General features: G+C 67.7%; 20 protein-coding genes. 6 read left to right on the top strand and 14 right to left on the bottom strand.

The annotated features are described in order from the left end of the window. Positions 1–72: 72 nt before the first annotated feature. Complete coding sequence (locus NB3_RS18685; RefSeq protein WP_067804787.1) at positions 73–609, top strand: hypothetical protein; 537 nt, start codon at positions 73–75, stop codon at positions 607–609. A 111-nt stretch (positions 610–720) separates the two neighbouring features. Here the strand turns inward: NB3_RS18685 and NB3_RS18680 are convergent, their stop codons facing one another. From NB3_RS18680 to NB3_RS18645, 8 genes are read right to left on the bottom strand one after another with little or no spacing between them, the layout of a single operon-like run. Beyond that, positions 721–1533: a carbohydrate ABC transporter permease gene (locus NB3_RS18680; protein ID WP_067804785.1), complete on the bottom strand. Its 813-nt coding sequence runs from the start codon at positions 1531–1533 to the stop codon at positions 721–723. After that, positions 1523–2473 carry a carbohydrate ABC transporter permease gene (locus tag NB3_RS18675; RefSeq protein ID WP_084823469.1) on the bottom strand — a complete coding sequence of 317 codons (951 nt, stop codon included), beginning with the start codon at positions 2471–2473 and terminating at the stop codon, positions 1523–1525. Before NB3_RS18675 ends, NB3_RS18680 begins: the two co-directional genes overlap by 11 nt. A 4-nt stretch (positions 2474–2477) precedes the next feature. Beyond that, on the bottom strand, positions 2478–3335 hold the full coding sequence (locus NB3_RS18670) for a metallophosphoesterase (protein ID WP_067804782.1): 858 nt from the start codon (positions 3333–3335) through the stop codon (positions 2478–2480). Beyond that, a complete protein-coding gene (locus NB3_RS18665; protein WP_244891962.1) occupies positions 3332–4705 on the bottom strand; it encodes an ABC transporter substrate-binding protein in 1374 nt (457 codons plus the stop codon). The genes NB3_RS18670 and NB3_RS18665 overlap by 4 nt, the downstream gene beginning before the upstream one ends. 35 nt (positions 4706–4740) lie before the next feature. Then, positions 4741–5874, bottom strand: a complete 1134-nt coding sequence (locus tag NB3_RS18660) for an ABC transporter ATP-binding protein (RefSeq protein ID WP_067804767.1) — start codon at positions 5872–5874, stop codon at positions 4741–4743. 9 nt (positions 5875–5883) lie between these two features. Further along, positions 5884–6777 carry an alpha/beta hydrolase family protein gene (locus NB3_RS18655; protein WP_067804765.1) on the bottom strand — a complete coding sequence of 298 codons (894 nt, stop codon included), beginning with the start codon at positions 6775–6777 and terminating at the stop codon, positions 5884–5886. Further along, positions 6774–7298, bottom strand: a complete 525-nt coding sequence (locus tag NB3_RS18650; RefSeq protein WP_067804762.1) for a YiiD C-terminal domain-containing protein — start codon at positions 7296–7298, stop codon at positions 6774–6776. Before NB3_RS18650 ends, NB3_RS18655 begins: the two co-directional genes overlap by 4 nt. Before the next feature lie 10 nt (positions 7299–7308). Next, positions 7309–8469, bottom strand: a complete 1161-nt coding sequence (locus NB3_RS18645) for an acyl-CoA dehydrogenase family protein (RefSeq protein WP_067804759.1) — start codon at positions 8467–8469, stop codon at positions 7309–7311. A 146-nt stretch (positions 8470–8615) separates the two neighbouring features. Here NB3_RS18645 and NB3_RS18640 point away from each other — a divergent pair, with 146 nt between their 5' ends. Beyond that, positions 8616–9548 carry a PDR/VanB family oxidoreductase gene (locus NB3_RS18640; RefSeq protein ID WP_067804756.1) on the top strand — a complete coding sequence of 311 codons (933 nt, stop codon included), beginning with the start codon at positions 8616–8618 and terminating at the stop codon, positions 9546–9548. Between the two features lie 83 nt (positions 9549–9631). Next, entirely contained in the window at positions 9632–10327 is a 696-nt protein-coding gene (locus tag NB3_RS18635) for a DUF8020 domain-containing protein (RefSeq protein WP_067804753.1), read from the top strand. A 336-nt stretch (positions 10328–10663) separates the two neighbouring features. Here NB3_RS18635 and NB3_RS18630 read toward each other — a convergent pair whose 3' ends face one another. After that, positions 10664–11593: a universal stress protein gene (locus NB3_RS18630; protein WP_067804750.1), complete on the bottom strand. Its 930-nt coding sequence runs from the start codon at positions 11591–11593 to the stop codon at positions 10664–10666. 404 nt (positions 11594–11997) lie between these two features. After that, complete coding sequence (locus tag NB3_RS18625) at positions 11998–12291, bottom strand: DUF1330 domain-containing protein (protein WP_067805154.1); 294 nt, start codon at positions 12289–12291, stop codon at positions 11998–12000. Positions 12292–12467: 176 nt separating this feature from the next. On the opposite strand from NB3_RS18625, the gene NB3_RS18620 reads away from it, so the two are divergent. Further along, complete coding sequence (locus NB3_RS18620; RefSeq protein ID WP_067804747.1) at positions 12468–13370, top strand: LysR family transcriptional regulator; 903 nt, start codon at positions 12468–12470, stop codon at positions 13368–13370. Positions 13371–13665: 295 nt separating this feature from the next. Here the strand turns inward: NB3_RS18620 and NB3_RS18615 are convergent, their stop codons facing one another. Together NB3_RS18615 and NB3_RS18610 are read right to left on the bottom strand one after the other, a co-directional pair. Next, entirely contained in the window at positions 13666–14610 is a 945-nt protein-coding gene (locus NB3_RS18615) for a hypothetical protein (protein WP_157111859.1), read from the bottom strand. Further along, positions 14591–15331, bottom strand: a complete 741-nt coding sequence (locus NB3_RS18610; protein ID WP_157111858.1) for a hypothetical protein — start codon at positions 15329–15331, stop codon at positions 14591–14593. Before NB3_RS18610 ends, NB3_RS18615 begins: the two co-directional genes overlap by 20 nt. 185 nt (positions 15332–15516) lie before the next feature. Between NB3_RS18610 and NB3_RS18605 the strand changes: the two genes are divergently transcribed. Both NB3_RS18605 and NB3_RS18600 read left to right on the top strand, forming a co-directional pair. Then, entirely contained in the window at positions 15517–16215 is a 699-nt protein-coding gene (locus tag NB3_RS18605) for an ATP-binding cassette domain-containing protein (protein ID WP_244891961.1), read from the top strand. Positions 16216–16235: 20 nt separating this feature from the next. After that, positions 16236–17027 carry an ABC transporter permease gene (locus tag NB3_RS18600; protein WP_157111857.1) on the top strand — a complete coding sequence of 264 codons (792 nt, stop codon included), beginning with the start codon at positions 16236–16238 and terminating at the stop codon, positions 17025–17027. A 72-nt stretch (positions 17028–17099) separates the two neighbouring features. Here the strand turns inward: NB3_RS18600 and NB3_RS18595 are convergent, their stop codons facing one another. Continuing rightward, positions 17100–19106, bottom strand: a complete 2007-nt coding sequence (locus tag NB3_RS18595; RefSeq protein WP_218020593.1) for a polyprenyl synthetase family protein — start codon at positions 19104–19106, stop codon at positions 17100–17102. A 172-nt stretch (positions 19107–19278) separates the two neighbouring features. Next, the gene (locus NB3_RS18590; protein ID WP_157111856.1) at positions 19279–19806 is read right to left on the bottom strand and encodes a CAP family protein; all 528 of its coding nucleotides are present in this window, start codon (positions 19804–19806) and stop codon (positions 19279–19281) included. Positions 19807–19855: the final 49 nt, after the last annotated feature.

Here is a 19855-nt window from a genome sequence, read left to right as displayed (position 1 = left end):
GCGAGCATGATCGACGGAATGGCGATTGCCGCTTATTTGGCCGCAGCGGTTGGGGGAGCGAGCGGAAGGTGGGTGAACACCCAACTGGACCAGGCGTTCAGTGCCCTGACCGCGACGGTGACGCGGAGACTCGGACGTCAGCCCGTCGAGATCCTTTCCCAGAACCCGGACAGCATCCAGGCGCGCCGCCGCGTCGCCACTGCGATCGAGCGCGAAGCCCTGATCGACGAGCAATTCGCCCGGGAACTGTCCGAGATACGCGCTCGGCTGGATCAGCAGGACGCACCGAGTGTGGTGGCGCAGCTCGAACAGGGCGGTCAGGTCGTGGTGAACAACCGGGGCCAGGTGGTCGGGCGCGACTACATCAGCACCAACACCAACATCGACGTTCCCCGCCCTGATGACCTCTCGAGAGCCCCTGCTTGGGCGAAAGCGTGCATCTGGATCGGCGGGGCGATCGCTGCCGTCGGTTTCGCGCTCTTCATGTCGGCGCTCTTCCAGCACAACGCGGAACCCGGGACCGAGTTCGCGATCTTCGCGATCGGAGGCGGTGTCATGGCCGTCGGCCAGCTCGGCGCGAACACATCGACTCCCCGGCCGCGGCGTTGATCGGCGACCACCACCAGCAGGGCCGTCCGGATGATGGGAATACCCGGTCGATGGCGGCATCGCCGAGCGGGGTTCTCGAAGTCATCCGACCTCGAAAACCCCCTCGACGATCTATTTCAACCCCGACCGCACGAACGCGTTGACGATGTGCCGTTGCAGCAGTAGGTACATCAGCAACACTGGCAGGCACGCGAGGCTGGCCAGCGCCATCATCGGACCCCACTGGTCGCCTTCGGTGCCCATGAAACTGCGCAGACCCAGTTGGAGCACGCTGTTGGACTGGCGCAGCACCACCGCGGGCCAGAAGTATTCGTTCCACGCGTTGATGAACAGTAGGATTCCCAGGGCCGCCAGAGCGGGGCGCAGATTCGGCACGACCACCGTCCACAGGATCGACCAGGAGGAGCGGCCGTCGATCTTCGCCGCCGCCACCAGCTCCTTCGGGAAACTCGCCATGTGCTGGCGCAGCAGCAGCACCGCGAGCGCTGAGCACAACGTCGGCAGCACCACACCGATCAGGGAATTGATCAGCCCGAGCCGGGTCAGCAAAACGTAGTTCGGCAGCATCGTCACCTGGAACGGCACCAGCCAGGTGCCGACGAACGCCAGATACAGCAGCTTCTGGAGCGGGAAGGTGTACATCGCGAACGCATAGGAGGCCAGCAAGGCGATCAGCAGCTGTCCCGCCGCCGAGAGCGCCGCGACGAAGAACGTGTTGCCGATCAGGCCCACCACGTCGACTTTGTCGGCCGCGTCGGCATAGTTGGCGAACGAAATCGGCCAAGGGATCGGCGACAGGGAGGTGACGTCCTCCGGCCGCCGCAGCGACGTGGCGAACAGCCAGTAGATCGGGAACGCGCACAGCACCGCGGTCGCGGCGAGCAGCAGATGGCTTCCCGCGCTGCGCAATCGGTCAATCGTCATGGAAGGCAACCTTTTCCGAGACCCACACCAGCACTCCCGCGATCACGCCGAACCCGGCGAACAGCAGCACACCGGCGGCGGCGCTGAGTCCGGCGTCGAAGCTGTGGAAGGCGTAGTCCCACAGCAGGTAGTAGATGTTGGTGGTCGCTTGCGCCGGACCGCCTTGGGTCATCGAGTCGATGAGCGGGAAGGTCAGCGTGGGACTGAGCAGAACCGTGGTCAGCACGAGGAACAGCAGCGTGGGCGACAGCAGGGGCAAGGTGATCCACCGGCGGATCTGCCGTGCGCTCGCGCCGTCCACCCGGGCGGCCTCGTCGTAGTCACCGCTGATGCCCGCCAGCCCGGCCCAGATCACCAGCACGGCGAAGCCGAGCAACTGCCATCCGGTGATCACGATAATCACCCCGTGCGCGGTGCCCACGTCGTAGACCCAGTTGCGATCCGAGCGCAGCACCTGATCGACGAAGCCGCTGCCGGGATGCAGCAGCCAGCGCCACACCGCCGCCGCCGCGACCGGCGCGACGAGGAACGGCACGAAGACGAACGCGTGGTAGACCGTCCGCGCCCGTCCGTGCACCCGCCGGCTGGCCAGCGCGATGAGCAGCGGGAGCACCACGGTGAACGGCAGCATGCCCGCGATCAGTACGCCGGTGCGGCCCACCGAGTCCCAGAAGGCCGGAAGATGCAGCAGCCGTTCGTAATTGCCGGTGCCGACCGGCTTCATCGGCGAGCTCGGCAGCAGATTCCACGAATACGTGGACAACTCGACCGCCTGGACCAGCGGCCGGTAGATCCACACGACCAGCAGCACCAGCGCGGGCGCCAGATACAGGTACGGCACGGCGAAGCGCCCCGCCCGGCGGAACCGGGCGGGGCGATGCGCGGGCGCGACCGTTTCGGCCGCTTCCGTGACCGGGAGCGAGGATTCGACGACGAACATCGAGTTACCCGGCCTCCGCGGCGAGCGCGGCGAGCTGCTCGAGCACGTCCTGTTCGGGCCGGTCGTAGAGGATCTCGGCGGGTGTCGCCTCGATCGCCGTGGCGACCATGGTGGACCCGAACAGATCGATGCGGCTGTAGCCGAATCCGATCAGTCCTCGATGACGTCCGACCGGGGCGATCGTGTCGATCCGGTAGGCCAGCGCGGGACCGATCCAGACCGGGATGCCCGCCAGCGCCGCCGCGCCGGTGAGATGGTTGTGCCCGCAGACGATCAGCCGCACGTCCGATCCGGCCAGCACCTCGGCCAGCAGTTCCGGCCGCTCCAGCCGCAGGTATTCGGTGGCCGCGACCGGCGAGGGGATCGGCGGGTGGTGCAGCACCAGCAGTGTGCCGCGCGGCGCAGGTTCGCGCAGCTGCGCGGCCAGCCAGTCCAGCTGGTGCTCCTCGAGCCGCCCGTCGTGCCGTCGCGGCGTCGTGCTGTCGAGCGCGATCACCCGCAGACCCGCCACGTCGGCCACCTGGTCGTGCGTGGTGTCCGGGTCCAGCGCGGCGGGGTCGGCCCCGAGCAGTTCGGTGGCGAAGGCGGTGCGCTCGTCGTGGTTGCCCATGACGTACACCGTCCGCGCGCCGAGTTCTTGGGCCACCGGCTCGACCGCGCCGCGCAGCCGCCGGTAGGCCTCTGGCGAGCCGGTGTCGGTCAGATCCCCCGAGAGCACCAGCGCGTCGATGCGCTGCCGCGAGGCACGCAGTTGTTGCAGCACGTGGGTGAGGTTGGCGTAGGTGTCCACCATCCCGTGCACCAGTTCCCCGCCGGGCCGGATGTGGGTGTCGGTCAGCTGGACGATCGTCACCTCGCTCATGACGCAGGCAGGAGTTTGGCGCCCTGGTCACGAGCGGCGGTGAGGGTGGACTGCGGCTCCTTGCCCTGGAATACGATCGCCTCGACGGCGTCCATCATGCCATCGCGGATCTGCAGATAGTTGGTGCCGGGCATGGAGATCCACGGTTCCATGTTCGCCAGCTGCGCGACATTCGGTCCCAGCAGCGGATTCTGCTTCGCCCAGGCCTGCAGCCCCTCCGGGTCGTCCATCAGGCCGGTGCGCAGCGGCAGGTAGCCGATGCCCTGCGAGATCTTGGTGTAGGCGGATTCGCTGGTGAGGAACTTGATCAGCTCCCAGGCGGCGCGCTGCTTGGCCGGGTCGTTGGCCAGGATGTGCAGCGAGGCGCCGGAATTCGTCGGCACGGCGGGCTTGCCCGCGAAGCTGGGCATCGACGCCGAGCGCAGATCCCACTTGTCCTTCGCGCCGGTGACGAAGGTGCCCTGGATCGCGCTGGTCTCCAGGATCATGCCGATCTCACCGCGGGCGAAAGCCTCGTAGCCCTGCTTCTGGTTGAGCTTCGGCATGCCGCCGGAGTTGACCAGCTGCTGGCTCATGGCGGCGACCTCCACCGCGGGGGCGTCGGCGAAGGTCAGCTTGGTGCGGTCCTCGGAGATCACCCGGCCGCCGTTGGACCGCACCATCGACTGGAAGCACCAGTCCTTGGCGGTCTTGGTCAGGCAGTCGACATAGACGCCGCCCTTACCGGTCTTGCCGGTGATCGCCGTCGCGGCCTCGGCGACCTGCTGCCAGGTGGCCGGCGGATGCGCCGGATCCAAGCCCGCTTCGGTGAACAGCGAGGCGTTGTAATACAGCACGGGCGTGGAGAACACGAACGGCACGCCATAGGTGTGGCCGTCCCAGTCGGCCAGCGTGCGGGCCTTCGGCGCGAAGGGATGCTTCGCTCCGTCGAAGTTGTGCTGCACTTCCTGTTTGCCGACCAAAGTGTCCAGGGGCTTGGCGCCGAGCTGGTGGATGGTGAAGTCCAGGTCGCTGAAACCGAGCTGGGCGACGTCCGGCGGCGAGCCCGCGACCATCTGGTTCTGGATGCTGGAAATGGTGTCGGTGGCCGGGTTCGGGCTGTTGCCCTGCGGCTTCTGCGCGGTCACCGTGATGTTCGGGAACTTCTTGCGGAAGTCGGCGATCAAGGAGTTGAAGGTGTCGGTCCAGGCCCCGGCGAGTCCGTAGTTGTAGGACTCGAACACGATCGACACCTGCTGGTCCGGCTTCAGCTCCGGGATCTGCGCGCTGTCGGCGTTCGAGTCGGTGGTGGTGCTCCCGAGTCCGCCGCAAGCGCTGAGCGCGACGGTGGTTGCGAACACCAGGCCCAGAATGGGCGCGGTGCGTTTCACGGTGTTTCTCCTCATCGAGTAGGGGTGTTCGAGGTTCAGGCGACGGCGACGGGTTCGCCCGCGCTGTCGACGGTGGCGTCCCGGCGCGTCTCCTGCCAGGTCAGGCGCAGCCCGGAGCCGGCATGGAACAGGTGGATGTGGGCCGGGTCGGCCCGCAACGCGATATCGTCGTCGACCGCGACGCCCGCGGGTCGCGGCGCTCGGACGCACAGGATCCGATCACCGGTGGTGAAGTGGATCAGTTCCTCGCTGCCGAGGTTCTCCACCATCGTCACGCGGCCGCGGATGTCGGCGCCGGTCCGATCCAGGCGCAGCTGTTCCGGGCGGATGCCCGCGACCACTTCCACGTCGTCATCGAAATTCGCTGCGTCGATGCCCAATTCGATGTCGATGCCGTCGGCCACCACGCGCAGCGAACCGTCGCGCTCGGTGACGACGGCGGGAAACAGGTTCATCGGCGGCGCGCCGAGGAATCCGGCGACGAAAGTCGACCGGGGACGGTCGTAGAGCTCGGTCGGCGTGCCCACCTGCTCCACCCGGCCGTCGTTGAGCAAGGCGATCCGGTCGGCCATCGTCATCGCTTCGACCTGGTCGTGGGTTACGTACAGGAACGTCGCACCCAGCCGCTGATGCAGCCCGATCAGTTCGGCGCGGGTCGCGCTGCGCAGCTTCGCGTCCAGGTTCGACAGTGGTTCGTCCATCAGGAACGCGCCGGGGTCGCGCACCATGGCGCGGGCCAGCGCGACGCGCTGGCGCTGCCCGCCCGACAGCGCGGACGGTCGGCGGCGCAGCAGCTCGGTGAGTCCGAGCACCCCGGCGACCTCCGCCACCCGCTCGGCGATCCTCGCCCGCGGTGCGTGCCGGGCGCGCAGCGGGAATCCGATGTTCTCGGCGACGGTCAGGTGCGGGTAGAGCGCATAGCTCTGGAACACCATCGCCAAGTCGCGCTGCTGCGGCGCCTGATGCGTGATGTCTCTGTCGTCCAGCAGGATCCGGCCGTCGGAGGGATCCTCCAGACCGGCGATCATCCGCAGCAGTGTGGATTTGCCGCAGCCGCTCGGGCCGAGCAGCACCATGAACTCGCCGTCGGCGATGTCGAGGCTCACCTCGCGCACCGCGTGGGCGGCGCCGAAGCGCTTGGACACCGCTTCGATTCGCAGTCGTGCCACCGTCGCCCCTCAGCCCGGCAGCTCGCCCGCGACGATCCAGGTCGCCACCCGGGCCGCGATCGCGGGGGAGTCCTTGATCCACAGGAAGTGGTCGCGATTGACCACCGGCGCGTTCTCGTCGATGTGCCACCGGGTCACCCGGGCCTTCGGCATGCGGGAGACCAGGAAGTCGACGTTGGACTTCGGGCCGAGCACGTCGTCGGACAACGAGATCGCCAACACCGGCGCGGTCAGCTCCCGCAGCAGGGTGTTGTATCGGCGCTTGCTGCCCTTGGGCCGGTAGTAGCTGGTCAGCGAGTGCGTCGACCAGTCACGCATGACGCCGCCCGGCATCGGGGCCGGGATGAGCACACCGCCGGGCCAGTGGCCCTTCCACCGGGAGACCAGGCCGATCCACTGGATCTGGCTCAGCGCCTCCCACCAGCGGCGCGGCCCGAACGCCCACCAGAAGACCGTGCCGGTGCCGATGACGGTGACGCCCGCGATCCGCTCCGGCTCGGCCGCGGTGAACAGCAAGGCGAGCTGCCCGCCCAGACTGTGCCCGAACAGATGGATCGGCGCCTCGGGGAACCGCGCCCGCACCGCGTCGACGATGGCGGGCAGATCGGTCTCGATCATCTCGCGGTAGCCGAAATCGCGGTGCGACCCGAATTCGGGCTCGGCTTCGCCGTGTGCCCGCAGGTCGGTCATCGCGACAGAAAGTCCCTGCGCGTGCAGTTCTTTCGCGAGGAACAGGTAGTTCTTCGCCTTCATCGCCATGGCGGGCAGGATGAGCACGACGGGCGCGCCCGGCTTCTTCGAGGCCAGGAAGCGAACGGTGAAGGTGACGCCGTCGGCGGTCGGCACCGTGGTCGATTCCAGTGTGGTGAACTCCGAACGGTTCTGCGGCGCCGCGGTGGTCATCGCTGGTCCTCCGCGATGGTGACGTCGCAGACGTAGTCGAAGGTGAACTTCGCGACGACGACATCGCCGTCGTCGAGCAGACTCGCCTTACCGGACAACTCGAAGCGGCTCGAGGCCGTGGCGGCCAGCACGTCGGCGAGTTCACGCTGGTCGACGGTTGCGATGGCGCGGATGCGGCCGACCGCGGGCTTGCGGTAGGACGCGCTGCCGCCGCGCAGCACCAGCCGCTCGACGGTGCGCAGGCGAGCGGCCGCGGCACCGACGAACGCCGCCGCTCCGCCGATGTCGGCGGCGGTGAACAGCGCCCCGGCGTGCACGGTGCCCATGTGGTTGCCGACCGTGCCGACGGCGGGGATCTCGACGACGGCGCGTTCGGGCCCGATCTCGGTGATCAGCGTGCCGACGTGGCGGCCGAACGGAACCATCTCCTGCGACACCGCCCGCAGGTATTCGTAATCGACGGCGTCGCAGTCGAGTTCGGGGTAGGCCGCCGCGAAACCGGCGATCTCACGCGTGGTCATGACGTCTCCTTCAGCGTTTGGTGCGCAGTGCGCGGCGGGCGATGGACCAGCGCAGGACCTCCGACGGTCCTTCGTAGATGCGAAAAGCCCTGGCTTCGACCAGGAATCGAGCGACGAGGTGGTCCTCGCAGACGCCGAGCCCGCCGTGCAGCTGGACCGCCCGGTCGAGCACCCGCCATACCGCCTCGGAGACGAACGTCTTGGCGATCGACGCCTCGTGCCGCGCCTGCGAGGAGGTCGGTCCTTGCGCGTCGATGGTCTCGGCGGCGGTGCGGATCACGCCACGCGCGGCGGCGATGTCGATCTCGTTGTCCGCGATGAGCCCCTGGGCCATGCCGTGCTCGGCGATCGGAGCGCCGAACGACGTGCGCGTGCCGATGTGCTCGATGGTCAGCTGGTGCGCCCGCACGGCGAGCCCGAGCCAGTTCATGCTGAACACCAGCCGCGAGGGCGCCAGCCGGACCTGCGCGAGCGCCAGGCCTTGGCCGACCTGGCCCAGTACGGCGGAATCGGGCACCTCGCAGTTGTCGAAGGTCACCTCGCAATGGCCGCCGGGCGCGCTGGTGTGGTCGAGCGTCGGCATCCTGCGACCCACCCGCAGTCCGGGATTGTCCTGGTCGACCAGGAACATCGTCGGTCCGTCGCCGGTGCGCGCCACGCAGATGGTGAACGCCGCGCCCTGCGCGCCCGTGGTGAAATGCTTCGCGCCGTTGATCACCCAGCCGGAATCGGTCTCCTCGGCGACGGTCCGCAGCATTCCGGGATCGGATCCCGCTCCGGGGGCAGGTTCGGTCATCGCGATGGCGGAACGGACCTCGCCCGCCGCCAGCGGCGCTAGGTAGCGCCGCTTCTGCTCTTCGTTCGCGACGTGCGCGAGCAGGTGGATGTTGCCGTCGTCGGGCGCCCACGCGTTCACCGCGATCGGGCCGAGCAAGCTGGCCCCGGCCGCTTCGAGCACCTGCGCCTGGGCTCGTGTGTCCAGGCCGAGGCCGCCGTACCGGGGATCCGACAGCGGCCCGAAGACGCCGGCCTCCTTGGCCTTCTTCTGCAGCTCGAGCCGCAGCGCGTCGTCCATCACCCGCCCGTCCACCACGACCTCGCGTTCCACCGGAACTACGTGGTCCCGAATGAAGTGGGTGGTCTTGTCCACCAATTGCGCGACAGTGCTCATGGCGTCAGTCTCGGCGCGGCGCCGGAGCGGGGGAGGGGGCGATAGTCAACGTCGATTGCGCGAATCGACTGCCCATTCGTCCGCTGCGTGGGCGGCGCATCTCGGCGACGGTGATCGCGGAGACGTTGCCGGGCTAGGGGACGGATATGACAGACACAGCGGTGCGAGTATGGCGCCGCCGCGACGAGGCCGCGGGCGTGTTCGCGCTCGACCTGGTCCCGGTAGACGGCGGCGAACTGCCGTCGTGGACACCGGGAGCCCACATCGATGTCGCGGTCGGCGCGGCGGGTGTGCGGCAGTACTCGCTGTGCGGCGACCCGGCCGACCGGGCACGCTGGCGGATCGCGGTGCTGCACGAACCGGGCGGGCGCGGTGGATCGGCCTACCTGCACCGTGCCGCGCAACCCGGATCGGTGCTGCGAGTGTCCGCGCCGCGCAACAACTTCGAGCTCGTCGGCAGCGACAGCTATGTCTTCCTCGCCGGAGGCATCGGGATCACGCCGATCCTGCCGATGGTGGCCGCCGCGGAAGCCGCGGGCGCCCGATGGTCGCTGTACTACGGCGGCCGCACCCGAGGACACATGGCCTTCGCCGACGCCATCGCCGAGCGCTATCCGCTGGCAAAGCTGCTGCCGCAGGACGAACACGGCTTGCTGCCGCTGCGGGAGATCTTCGCCGATCTCGGCGACACCCCCGTGTACTGCTGCGGACCGGAGCCGTTGCTGGCGGCGGCGGAGTCCGAAGGCGCGCGCGCCGGGGTGCCGGTGCATGTGGAGCGTTTCGTGCCGCGGCAGGCGCGGTTCGCGCCCAACGAACCGTTCGAGGTGCGTTTGGCGGCCAGCGGCAGGACCTTTCGGATCGGGGCGAACCAATCCATCGCCGACGTCCTGGAATCCGCCGGGATCGGCATCGTCACCTCCTGCCGCGAAGGCACTTGCGGCAGCTGCGAGACCGCGGTGTTGTCCGGCGACATCGAGCACCGGGACGAACTGCTGACCGACGAGGAGCGGGCGCGCGGCGACACGATGATGCTGTGCGTCTCGCGGGCCAGGTCCGGCCCGCTCGTCCTCGACCTGTGACCTGCCCGCCGCGGCCGCGGCGGGTGTGCGGCGCGCTCGGCGTGACCGCTTCCTGTGAGAAAACCGAGAGGAAACAACCGAGGATGAGGAAAATCGTTGCGGTGGCCGCTGGTCTGGTCGCCGCAGTCGGGATCGCCGCCGGCTCGGCCGGTGCGCAGCCCGGTAGCGACGACGCCGTCGACTTCACCGCCTACGCCACCGACACCCAGTCCATCGTCACGACCGATGCCGGTTCCATGGTCGTCGAGGACGGGCTGTTCAAGATCAAGGCCGCCAACGGCGCCGTGCTCACCGGCATGCCGCTGAAGTTCCGGGTCGATGACTTCGAGTTCCCGATCGTGGCCGACATCGCCGACCACACCGCCACCCTGACCCCGCAGTTCGACCTGGCGCACGCGGCCTACAAACCGGTCGCCCTGCCGTTCGAGGACAAGGCGCCCTGGAAGAACGAATACGACCGCGAGCAGGCCGCCTGGTCTCGCATGACCAGCACCATCACCATGGGCGCCACCCTCGGCACCCTGATCGGCGGCATCGGCGGCGGCGCCGTCGGCTGCGTCCTCGGCGGCATCGCGGGTGCCACCGTCGCTTCGGCCGCCATCGTCGGCCTGTTCGGCGCGTTCATCCCAGCCGCGGCCATCGGCTGCCTCGGCGGCATCATCGCCGTCGGCGCGCTGGGCACCATCGCGGGCCAGATCCTGGTCACCGCCCCGGTGGCGATCGGCGCCGCCATCCAGTACTTCACCACTATCAACCAGCCTCCTGTGCAGGCGAAGTAGATAGCGGCGAAGAACCCGACGTCTCGTTCGTTGGGGGACACCCGACCCCGTCCGGCCACACCCCGGACGGGGTCTTTCCGTGCGGCGGGGATTGCGCTGCCGCTGTCCCCCGAATCCGGTACCGGCCGACCATCTGTCGGCGAATCCGGTGACCGTGTAGCAGAAGCGTCCACCGCCCGCATCTGGTCACCGGCTTCGTGCGCAGCACCGCTCATGTCTGTAGCCCCTCCGGACGGATCCCGATCACGTCATCGAGTCGGCCCTGATCGCAGCTGTTGCGTCGAAAGCCGGGAGCCGAGGTCGGCGAAGGTGATCGCACGGAACCGCCGCTTCTCGTCAGTCGCTTCCCGGCGCGGGGTGGACGACCATGACGGGGCAGGAGGCGTGTTGCACGAGGTCGTTGGCTGTGGAGCCGAGGAGCATGCCGGCGAAACCACCGCGTCCGCGGCTGCCAACGACGAGCAACTGCGCATCTTTCGACCGCGACAGCAGATGTGCACCGGGGGCGGCCATCTCCACCTCGCGGGTCACGCGCACGCTGGGGTACTTCTCCTGCCAGCCCGCCAGCCGCTCGGCGAGGACCGCACGCTCGACGTCCTCGCGTACGGCGTCGAGCCGGCCCGGCTGGCCGGCGAAGCGGCTGGCATCCCAGTCGCTCCAGACGTGTACGGCGACCAACTCCGCTTCACGCGCGGCAGCCTCCGCGAAAGCAGCCGCGATGGCGGATTCACCAACCGGGCTGCCGTCCACGCCGAGGACCACCGGGCCGGTGCGGTGGACCTCATCCTGGGTGCCGGAATCGGGGCGCACGACGATCACCGCACCCTTGGCGTGCGCGGTGACCGCCAGCAGCGTCGATCCCAGATGCGCCACCGTCCCGGTGTTGCCGGTTGCCCCGAGCACGACCGCGTAGGCCTCGCGGCTGTGGTCGATCAGCAGCTGCTTGCCGGTGTCGGTGGAGGTACGGGTGGACACCCGCAAGCCCGGCGCTACCGATAGCGCCACTTTCTCTGCGCGGGCGAGCATTTCCTTTCCGTGCTCGCGGACCGCGTCGACCACCGACGGCATCAGGACTTCGTAGCCCCCGAGCACCCAGCTGGTGCCGACCAGGTCCAGTCCGTGCACGATCTCGAGTTCGCGCCCGCGCTGAGCGGCGAATCCCGCCGCCCACCGCAAGGCTGTCCACGAACCCTCCGATCCGTCCACGCCGACGACGACCTTGGCGGCGGCGATATGATGCGGATCGTCGAATTGCTGCTGGCCCATGGAACTCTCCCTCTACCGTGGTCGTGACGTACCCGATGGGCACCGTCGAAGCGTACGACCGGTGCGGGGGCCCTCGGCGTGGCTGATGGTCACCTCGAGTGAGGCCGAAAGACCATGAATGCGAACCGAGCGCGGTTGTGTTCGCCCGAGTTCCAGTGTCGTGTCCGCTGCGGGTGAGTTATCCGCTCGACGCGAATCGGGTGATGTGCGGGAGCGCCTCGACAGGATGCTGTGCGCGGATGGCCTCGCCGATCGGCTCGAAGCGCCATGTCCCCCGAGCCGGGATACCTTGCCCAGTGTGGGAAGCCTCCGTGCTGAGGTCGTAGCGGGCGATCTCGGCGCCGGGCGCGGTCTTCGGTTTGCCACAGGGAGCGGTTCTACGGCACGATGGCTGGGCCCGCCGGTCAGTCGATGCCTTCGATGATGCGGAAGTCGCGCGCGACGCCGTCGGGGAGGGCCACCAGCGCCTGCTGGTATGCCTCGCTCTCGTATGACGCGACGGCCTGTTCGAAGCTGTCGAACTCGATCAGAACGACGCGTTGCGTGATTCCGGCCTCGTGGGCGACGACTCGACCGCCACGGGACAGGACACGCCCGCCCCCAGCCTGGACAGCCGGACGGGCCAGCTCGTTGTAGGCAGTCAGCCTGTCGAGGTCGGAAATGGCGGGGTAGACACTGACCCAGTAGCCCTTGGCCATGGAAACCTCCTGTGTTCGGCCGGACACGTCCGACTTGGAAGCGATCGATCCCGGCGACGCGTCCTGCGGTCGGTGGAATCGTCATATGCGCAGGTTAGGGCTTGATGTGCGGTCGGGGGAAGGATCGGTACGCGCTAGACTCAGAACGGATCGTTATCAATCGACAGGGAGGGCTCGTGGCGCCGGATACGGTGAGCCTGCGGTACTTCCTGGTGCTGGCGCAGGAGTTGAACTTCACCCGCGCCGCCGCACGGATCGGTATCGCACAGCCCGCACTCAGCGCCCGGATGCGTCGATTGGAGGCAGAACTCGGTACGGCACTGCTGGTCCGCAACACGCGTAGCGTCGTATTGACCACGGCGGGTGCGGCTTTGGCGGAGTCCGCGCCGCCAGCGCTGGCGGCGCTGGACCGGGCATGGGACACCGCCCGGAGCGCGGGGGCCGGTGAACTGGGCACGCTGCGCATCGGATACAGCCTCAGCGCCGGGGCCGGGACGGCACCGGCACTGGTGGACAGGCTCATTCGCAGCAGCCCCGGACTCGAGGTCGGCGCGGTCCCGATGGCGACACCGGAGATCTCTCCCGCGGTCGCCGACGGCCGCATTGATGCGGGGATCACCCGCGGTGAACAGCCGGGTCGTGGCGTGCGCCGGTTCCTGCTGCGGCGTATGCGCATCGGGGTCCAGCTGGCGCAGCATCATCCGCTGGCCGAACGCTCGGAGATCGAGATCGCCGATGCGGCCGCGTATCCGCTACGACTGCCCGACCGTGCGGCCAACCCCGTGGTCCACGATCAGCTGTCCGCACTGTTCCGCGGCATATGGCCGAGCCCCCGATTCCATACACCCGCAGTCTCTTTCGACATGTCTCAGCGCGACCTACGCGACGGGCTCACCCTCGCTCCGGCCGGTGAGGTCGCGGCTACGACACAACCGGCTGGTCTCACGTGGCGACCGCTGCGGGGCGCGCCCAGCCTGACGATCCACCTGGTGCTCCCGCGCGAACAGTCGCCGCTACACCGCCGCATCCGCGCCGTCGCCAAAACCCTGGCGCACGAGCTGCACTGGCTGCAGGACTGACGCGCAAGAGGTCGAGCGAGGCAGACTTCTGCGATGGCGAGGCCGCCGAAATCGGTGCCGAACTCGCCCAGCTAGGCCCTACCGGGTACCGGCCCCTGCGGGTGCGGACACCCCGTTCTGATCAGGGGCCGCGAGAGGGTGCGCGTTCTCCCAGATGCGGGTGAGGTAGTTGCGCGCGACCTCGGTGCTGCCGTAGGGGACGATCGCGCCGACATTGCCGGGGCCGCCGGGGCCGTTGTAGCGCCCGTCGGGGGTGAGGCTGATATTCGCGGTGACCTTGCGTGTGGTCGCCGCCTCAGCAGGTGGCGGGCACCGTGTCGCCCGCCAACCGGAACTCGAACCGGATCGCGCCCGGACTCTGCGCGGGCAGCACTATGGCCGCGCCGTGCCCTGCCCTCCAGCTCCGGGGGACCAGGACGTAGTGGTCACCGATGCGGCTCAGTGGCGCCAACCCGTCGTAACGGAACCGGTAGGCGGATTCGGTACCAGGATCGGTGGCGCAGGTCGTCGTGCGGACATCGGGGCCGGAAAAGTGCAGTTCTTTTTCGCTGTAGATGATGACCTGCGGACTGGTGGGCAGTTGCGCGGCCCATTCCCGCGCCCGGGTCTGACCGACCGCGACCGAGTAATCGGTGGCGATCCAGAACAAGTTGATGCCGACCATGAGAAACAGGATCACCCACTCCACGACCGCTACCGCCTGCGCCGGTGGCGGCGCGGTGCTGGGCCTGCTTTCCCGCAGACGTTCGCGCCGCAGCACGACCAGCAGCCAGAACGTCAGTACACCAGCGATGATCGAGACCGGTGCCACGCACAATCCTTTGTTGAGCGGAGTCACCACATAGATGCGGGAGAGACCATTGACCAGGACCGCTCCGGCGATCAGCGCGAGGACGAGGGTGGCCCACCGCCCCGGTCGACGCGCACGCACCGAATCCGGCAGCGCGATATATCCCCACAGCACCGCCATGCCGGTGAGACCGGCGAGCGTCAAGGGCACGAACAGGGCGTCGACGGTGCGCATCAAGTACTCGCGGATGCTCGGATTCAGCGTGGTCGAGTCGACACCGAAGTAGTTGAAATACCAGTAGACGTGTGCCCAGCCGAAATAGAACAGGACGGCGGTCAGCAGCGTTGTCGGGGCGATCAATTGCCCGATGGATCGCGCGACGTGGCCGAATCCGTCGAACGCCGACCCCGCCGCGGGTGTCGGTGCCTGCTCATCTGGTGGTGGTGGCACGTGGCTTGCTCGTCACCGTCTCGGTGGGCGTTTGTGTTCGGGTGGTCGAGTTGGTTCCGGTATGGGGAGCCGCCTCGGTGGTGGAGCCGGTCTCCGGTTCGAAGCCTGTTGTGCCGCACGGCGATCTCCGCGGGGGCAGTGTCCCGGTGAGAAGGGTCAGCGTCGAGCCGGACGTCAGGATCAGCGACCCGTTCGCCGACTGTTCGGTCGGGGTCGAATCCTGCTTCGCACCGCGAAATCCGGAGTATTGGCAAACGCTGCGCTCGGTGTCGGCCTTGTCCTGCGCGATGGCAACGCTGGCGCAGCCACCGCACGCCGCGGCTATGCGACGCACGGCCAAGTCCTTGACTTCGACGATCGGTGCCCCCTGGAGTTCGGTGAAGGCCGGGATGCGAAACGGCGCACCCGCCGCCTTGCCCGCATCGGTCTTTCCCGGCCTTCCCGGCGCGTTCTCGTCTGGCGGGGTATCGGTTCCGGACGGCAGCTGGGTTGTCGTCGCAGTGACCGCTTCCGGGTCGGGTATCGACGTGGCGCATGCCGAGATCGCGACTGTCACCGCACCCACGATCATCATCCGCCGAATGAACATTTCCCTCCCTCCGGACATGATCATCATCGAGCGTTGGTGTACGCACACGGGACCAGCACGCGTTGCACCAACGATCATCGCGCGAAGAATACGAACGGGCGAGGAATTCCCCGCATCCTGCTGCTCCTGCACAGGAGCTCATCGGCCGACGCCCAGTCGATCTGGTAGGGCGTGGACCCGAACCCTGCTCGGTCACTCGCCACGAACGCGCCGCACAGACATTTGCGGAGGTGCGGTCGCGGCAGGTGCGTGTCGAGATCGACGGCCCACGTCGATAGGGGTGCTGGCCGTCCAGAACCGGCGTCACGCGCCGGGGCGTGAACGCTGCGGACTTGCGAATTCGCCTTTCCGGCAAAATGGTTCGTGAATTGCGGGTAGTATTCGAGCATCGGTGGGGCGACTACATCGGCGGGGCGGTGTTGATGGAAGTAGTGGGCGTCCACCACTCATACGGCAGGCGGTCGGTGCTGCGTGGCGTCGATTTCGCCCTGTCACCGAGGATGGTGGCCGGCGTTGTCGGTGAGAACGGGACGGGCAAGTCGACACTGTTGAAGGTTCTCTCGGGAGAGCTGCGACCGGATCGGGGTGTGGTCCGCCATCGGGGGCGGTTCGGGTACTGCCCGCAGCGGGTCGTCTTGAACGACGCGTTCACCGTTCGTCAGCACCTGAATCTCTTCGCCGCAGCTTATTCCGTGCCGGACCTGCGGCGAGCCGAGCAAACCATGGAGATTCTGCGTTTCGCCGAATACGCCGATGAGCGGGTCGCGACGTTGAGCGGCGGTACCCGGCAGAAGCTCAACCTGACGCTGGCGGTGATGCACGACCCACAGGTCCTGCTCCTGGACGAGCCGTATCAGGGCTTCGACTGGGAAACGTATCTGCGTTTCTGGGATCTGGTCGCGCAGTTCCGTGACTCCGGTGGCGCGGTTCTGGTCGTGTCGCATCTGGCTTACGACACCGATCGGCTGGATCAGGTGTGGCGGTTACACGACGGTGTCCTACAGGGCAGGGAGTAATGGGTCGAAGGAACCAGAACGTGCGGCTGTTCGTGACAGCCACCCGCTACGGCCTGGTGGAGCATGCTCGCAACCGGTTCGCCATGCTGCTGGTCGCTGTCTTCATCCCCGTGTTCGTCACACTGGCGGGTCTGATCATCACCGATACGCGGGTACCGTTCCGGCTTCGGGACACCGGTGTGGTCCTCCAGGCCAAAGGCAATGAGCTGGCGCAGATCTCGGGTGCCCTGACCGCTGTCTGTCTGATCATCGGGTTCATGATGTTCGCGGCGACCTTCAGCAGCGGGGCGTTCGACCGGCGATTGTGTATGGCCGGGTATCCCCGGGTCGCTTTGGGTTCGGCGAAAATCGCGTGCTTGGTGGTGGCTTCGTTCGTGGTCAGTGCATACGCCACCATGGCGATCTGCTTGTCTTGGTCGCCGCACCAGCCGATCGTGCTGGCCGTGGCGCTGTTCTGCGACGCGATGACTTACGGGGCGCTGGGTGTGGTGTTCGGCACGCTGCTGCGCCGAGAGGTGGAGGGTATGTTCGCGATCGCGATGATCAGCTGCTTCGACATGGTCGTGCAGAACCCCGTCGCCAGTATCGGGGCGGACAGCGATGTCGTGCGGTGGCTGCCTTCCTATGGCGCCATGCAGGCTGCGACCGCGGCCGGCTTCTCCGACGCCACACTGTTCACGGGGTTGGTTGTACAGCTGGGCTGGTTCACCGCGAGTGTCCTGGCCGGGTTGGTCGCTTTTCATCTGCGCACCCGTTCGGCCCTCGGCGCCACGACACCGATCGGCATGCCGGGACAACCGGCGAAGCAATGACCGGTTGCCCCGCACGACACCACCGTTCGATGCGCCGTGCGGGATCACCGGCTTCGCCGGGCAGTGCCGGACTTACACTCCGGTACGCGCCGGGTCGGTGGCCGGGTAGTAGTAGAGCTGACGACGCAAGCGTTCCAAGTCCGGAGTCCCGGTAGACGTGGTCGGGGTGTACCGATCGGCCTGATGCAGCCGCAACGCCAGGTCCTTACTGTTCTCGAAGATCGCCAGGTACTCTCTCCGTCGGCCGGACAGACCCGGGGTCATGCGGAGCAGCGGCGGGATATAGTGGATGATCGCGTCGATCTGGGTACGCTTCTCGGCCACCTGGTGTCGCACCTGCTCGACGGCTTCGTCACGGCCGCATCCGGTCTCGTGGCAGATCGCGCGAACCAGGTTGTAGGGAGTGTGGTCGGCCTCGTCCTGGTCCAGGCCCGCCAGATCGTTCTCCGCAGCGGTCACCGCGAAGAGCAGTTCCTCGAAACGGCGGAACACCGGGTGGCGACGCAGCGTCGACGGCAGTTCGAGGTCGTAGTAAACCTCCGTGCAGGCGAGGAAGATATCGGCTCCGAAGGTCGATTTCCGCAGCGGCAGGTAATCGGCCGTGGTGGGGATGTAGCCGTCGATGCGATGGTGCGCTTCGCGTTCGCAGGCTTCGAACCAGTCTTCTACGCTGTCGAGGAACCGCTCCTGCCAGCCGATGGTGCGGCCCTCGCGCAGGCGCGGCCACACGCTCGCCCACGCAGTCGCGATCGCGCCGGAACGCGGCGCCTGCGGGTCCTGGCGCAGCACGGCCACCAGTCCCCGCCGCAGCGCGGTGACAGCTTCGCGATCCCTCAAGCGGGGATCCTCGAACATGTCATCCCACACCACGGCCAGTGCGGCCATCCCGACGAAAGCCTGTTCTCGGGGCGTGTCCACCGCCGCCACGACACGCATCGGTAACCGGAACGCCCCTGCCCACCGGTGGTGACGATCGAACTCCTCCGCAGAGGCGATCAATCCACTGTCGGCCATCCAATTTCGCAGCCAGCTCGTGACCGATGGCGCGAACACCTCCCCGTCGGCCTGCGGCCGCGTCGACTGCTCGGCGACAGCGGCACCTGGTGTTCTGCGGTCGAGTATGGATCGGGCATAGGCGATCATCTCGTGGCGGGCGCGAGGGTCGACAGCCACGGCGGCGAGCCGACCGGCGGCCTGGTCCATGAATTCGTCGGCCAGCGCGTGCGCCTCGGTCACGGCGCCGGAGGCGAGGACGAGCTCCCGGGCACGGGCGGCTTCCTCGGCGGTCATCGCTCTGCGGAGCAGACGGGCGAGGTTCCGGTCGACGGCAGCCGCACGAATCACCGGCAATGTGTAGATGCCCTCGGGCAGGTCCGCGTTGACGGGCTTGCCCATTTCTCCGGCGGTGGAGGTGAGGTCGAGGATGTCGTCGTACAGCTGGTAGGCCAGTCCGAAGTGTCGACCGAACGATGCCAGAGCCTCTTCGTCATCCTCGGTTCGCCCCGCCTGCATGGCGCCGACACGGCATGCCAGCGACAGGATCGCCGCGGTCTTGCCGTCGATCGAGTCCAGGTAGGCCTGTTCGCTGCGGGATGCCGCGTATTGATCCGCAGCCTCGATCACCATGCCGGCGCACATCTGCTCGCCCGCGATGGTGGCCGCGAGAACTTCGCGCAGACCGAGTTCGGCGAGCAAGCGCGTGGCCGAGGTCGTCACACAATCACCGGCCAGTACCGCCAGATGCGAACCCCAGACGGCGTTGGTGCTGGGGCGACCCCGGCGCTGGTGAGCATGATCGATGACGTCGTCGTGGTACAGCGATCCCAGATGCAGCAGCTCGACCGCCGCAGCGGCACGCACGGCACGGTCATCGGCCGGGGCTGCCGGATCGGTGAGCAGATAGTACGACAACAAGGTCAAAGTAGGACGAACCAGACGACGGGTGCTCTCCGCACTCTCGTCGGTGAGCGCGGTCAGTTCGGGTCTGCCATCGAACCGGATAGGGCCGAGGACAGCTCGGACGCGGTCGAGGTCGGCGTCCAAATGCGGGAAGACGGCAGAATCGATTTCACTGGGCACGCGCGCTCCTGAACTCGGGTACATCGCTCATCCACAACACAGCCGATCAACAGCATTTCACCATTGCCGTATGAAAAGTGTTGGCACATCGAGGGTTTGAAATATTCGCACCAGGGACAGCCTGCAACGGCCTGCCGCCGCGAGGGGGCATATCGATCCGCTGCCGCGGGGGTCAGCGTGGGCGCGTCACGTTCTGGGAGAACTGCCCCTGTACGTTGCCGGGCGGGTTGTAGAGGGCAACGACGACGCTGTTGCCCGCGGCGGCGAACCCGATGCCGAGTTGCGTGCTCGCCTTCCACACCACCTGCGTGAAATGTCCGGTCGCGGTGCTGAATCCGGGATCGTTGTAGTCGTAGTCCTTGGCCTCGTCGTACCACATCTGTGTGGCCGTCTCGACACTACGCACGGCGTCGGCGAAGCCCGCCGTTGCCAGCCAGAGGTTCTCCCCGGCCCCGTTCTTGTAGGGGCAGCTGTGATCGATCGTGCCCTTGTCGGCGTAATACTGCGCGCATTTCTGCGCCAGTCCGACCAAGGTCTGGTCCGAAGTCATGGCTGGGGCACCGTGCCGGGCCCGGAACTTGTTGTGCGCGGTGAGCCCGGCCTGGGTGAGATCGCCCTGCCCGGCGGCTGGGCCTCCGCCGGAGATGAGCGCGGCGAGCAGCACCGCGGCAATGACCGTTACCAACCGTCCGACACGCACGACGACCTCCCCGGGAAAGAGCAGGACACAACAGAGACGAATCAGAGAG

Origin of the sequence: Nocardia beijingensis NBRC 16342, assembly GCF_001612785.1 — a bacterium.
GTDB classification, from domain to species: Bacteria; Actinomycetota; Actinomycetes; order Mycobacteriales; family Mycobacteriaceae; genus Nocardia; species Nocardia beijingensis.
Note: the sequence above shows the minus strand (reverse complement) of the source record. Positions and strands in the feature narration are given on the sequence as shown.

Bases quoted from the DNA above. Each gene is read 5' to 3' on its own strand.
- NB3_RS18680 (WP_067804785.1), bottom strand. From the start codon at position 1,533: ATGACGATTGACCGATTGCGCAGCGCGGGAAGCCATCTGCTGCTCGCC.
- NB3_RS18675 (WP_084823469.1), bottom strand. From the start codon at position 2,473: ATGTTCGTCGTCGAATCCTCGCTCCCGGTCACGGAAGCGGCCGAAACG.
- NB3_RS18670 (WP_067804782.1), bottom strand. From the start codon at position 3,335: ATGAGCGAGGTGACGATCGTCCAGCTGACCGACACCCACATCCGGCCC.
- NB3_RS18655 (WP_067804765.1), bottom strand. From the start codon at position 6,777: ATGACCACCGCGGCGCCGCAGAACCGTTCGGAGTTCACCACACTGGAA.
- NB3_RS18650 (WP_067804762.1), bottom strand. From the start codon at position 7,298: ATGACCACGCGTGAGATCGCCGGTTTCGCGGCGGCCTACCCCGAACTC.
- NB3_RS18645 (WP_067804759.1), bottom strand. From the start codon at position 8,469: ATGAGCACTGTCGCGCAATTGGTGGACAAGACCACCCACTTCATTCGG.
- NB3_RS18640 (WP_067804756.1), top strand. From the start codon at position 8,616: ATGACAGACACAGCGGTGCGAGTATGGCGCCGCCGCGACGAGGCCGCG.
- NB3_RS18635 (WP_067804753.1), top strand. From the start codon at position 9,632: ATGAGGAAAATCGTTGCGGTGGCCGCTGGTCTGGTCGCCGCAGTCGGG.
- NB3_RS18630 (WP_067804750.1), bottom strand. From the start codon at position 11,593: ATGGGCCAGCAGCAATTCGACGATCCGCATCATATCGCCGCCGCCAAG.
- NB3_RS18625 (WP_067805154.1), bottom strand. From the start codon at position 12,291: ATGGCCAAGGGCTACTGGGTCAGTGTCTACCCCGCCATTTCCGACCTC.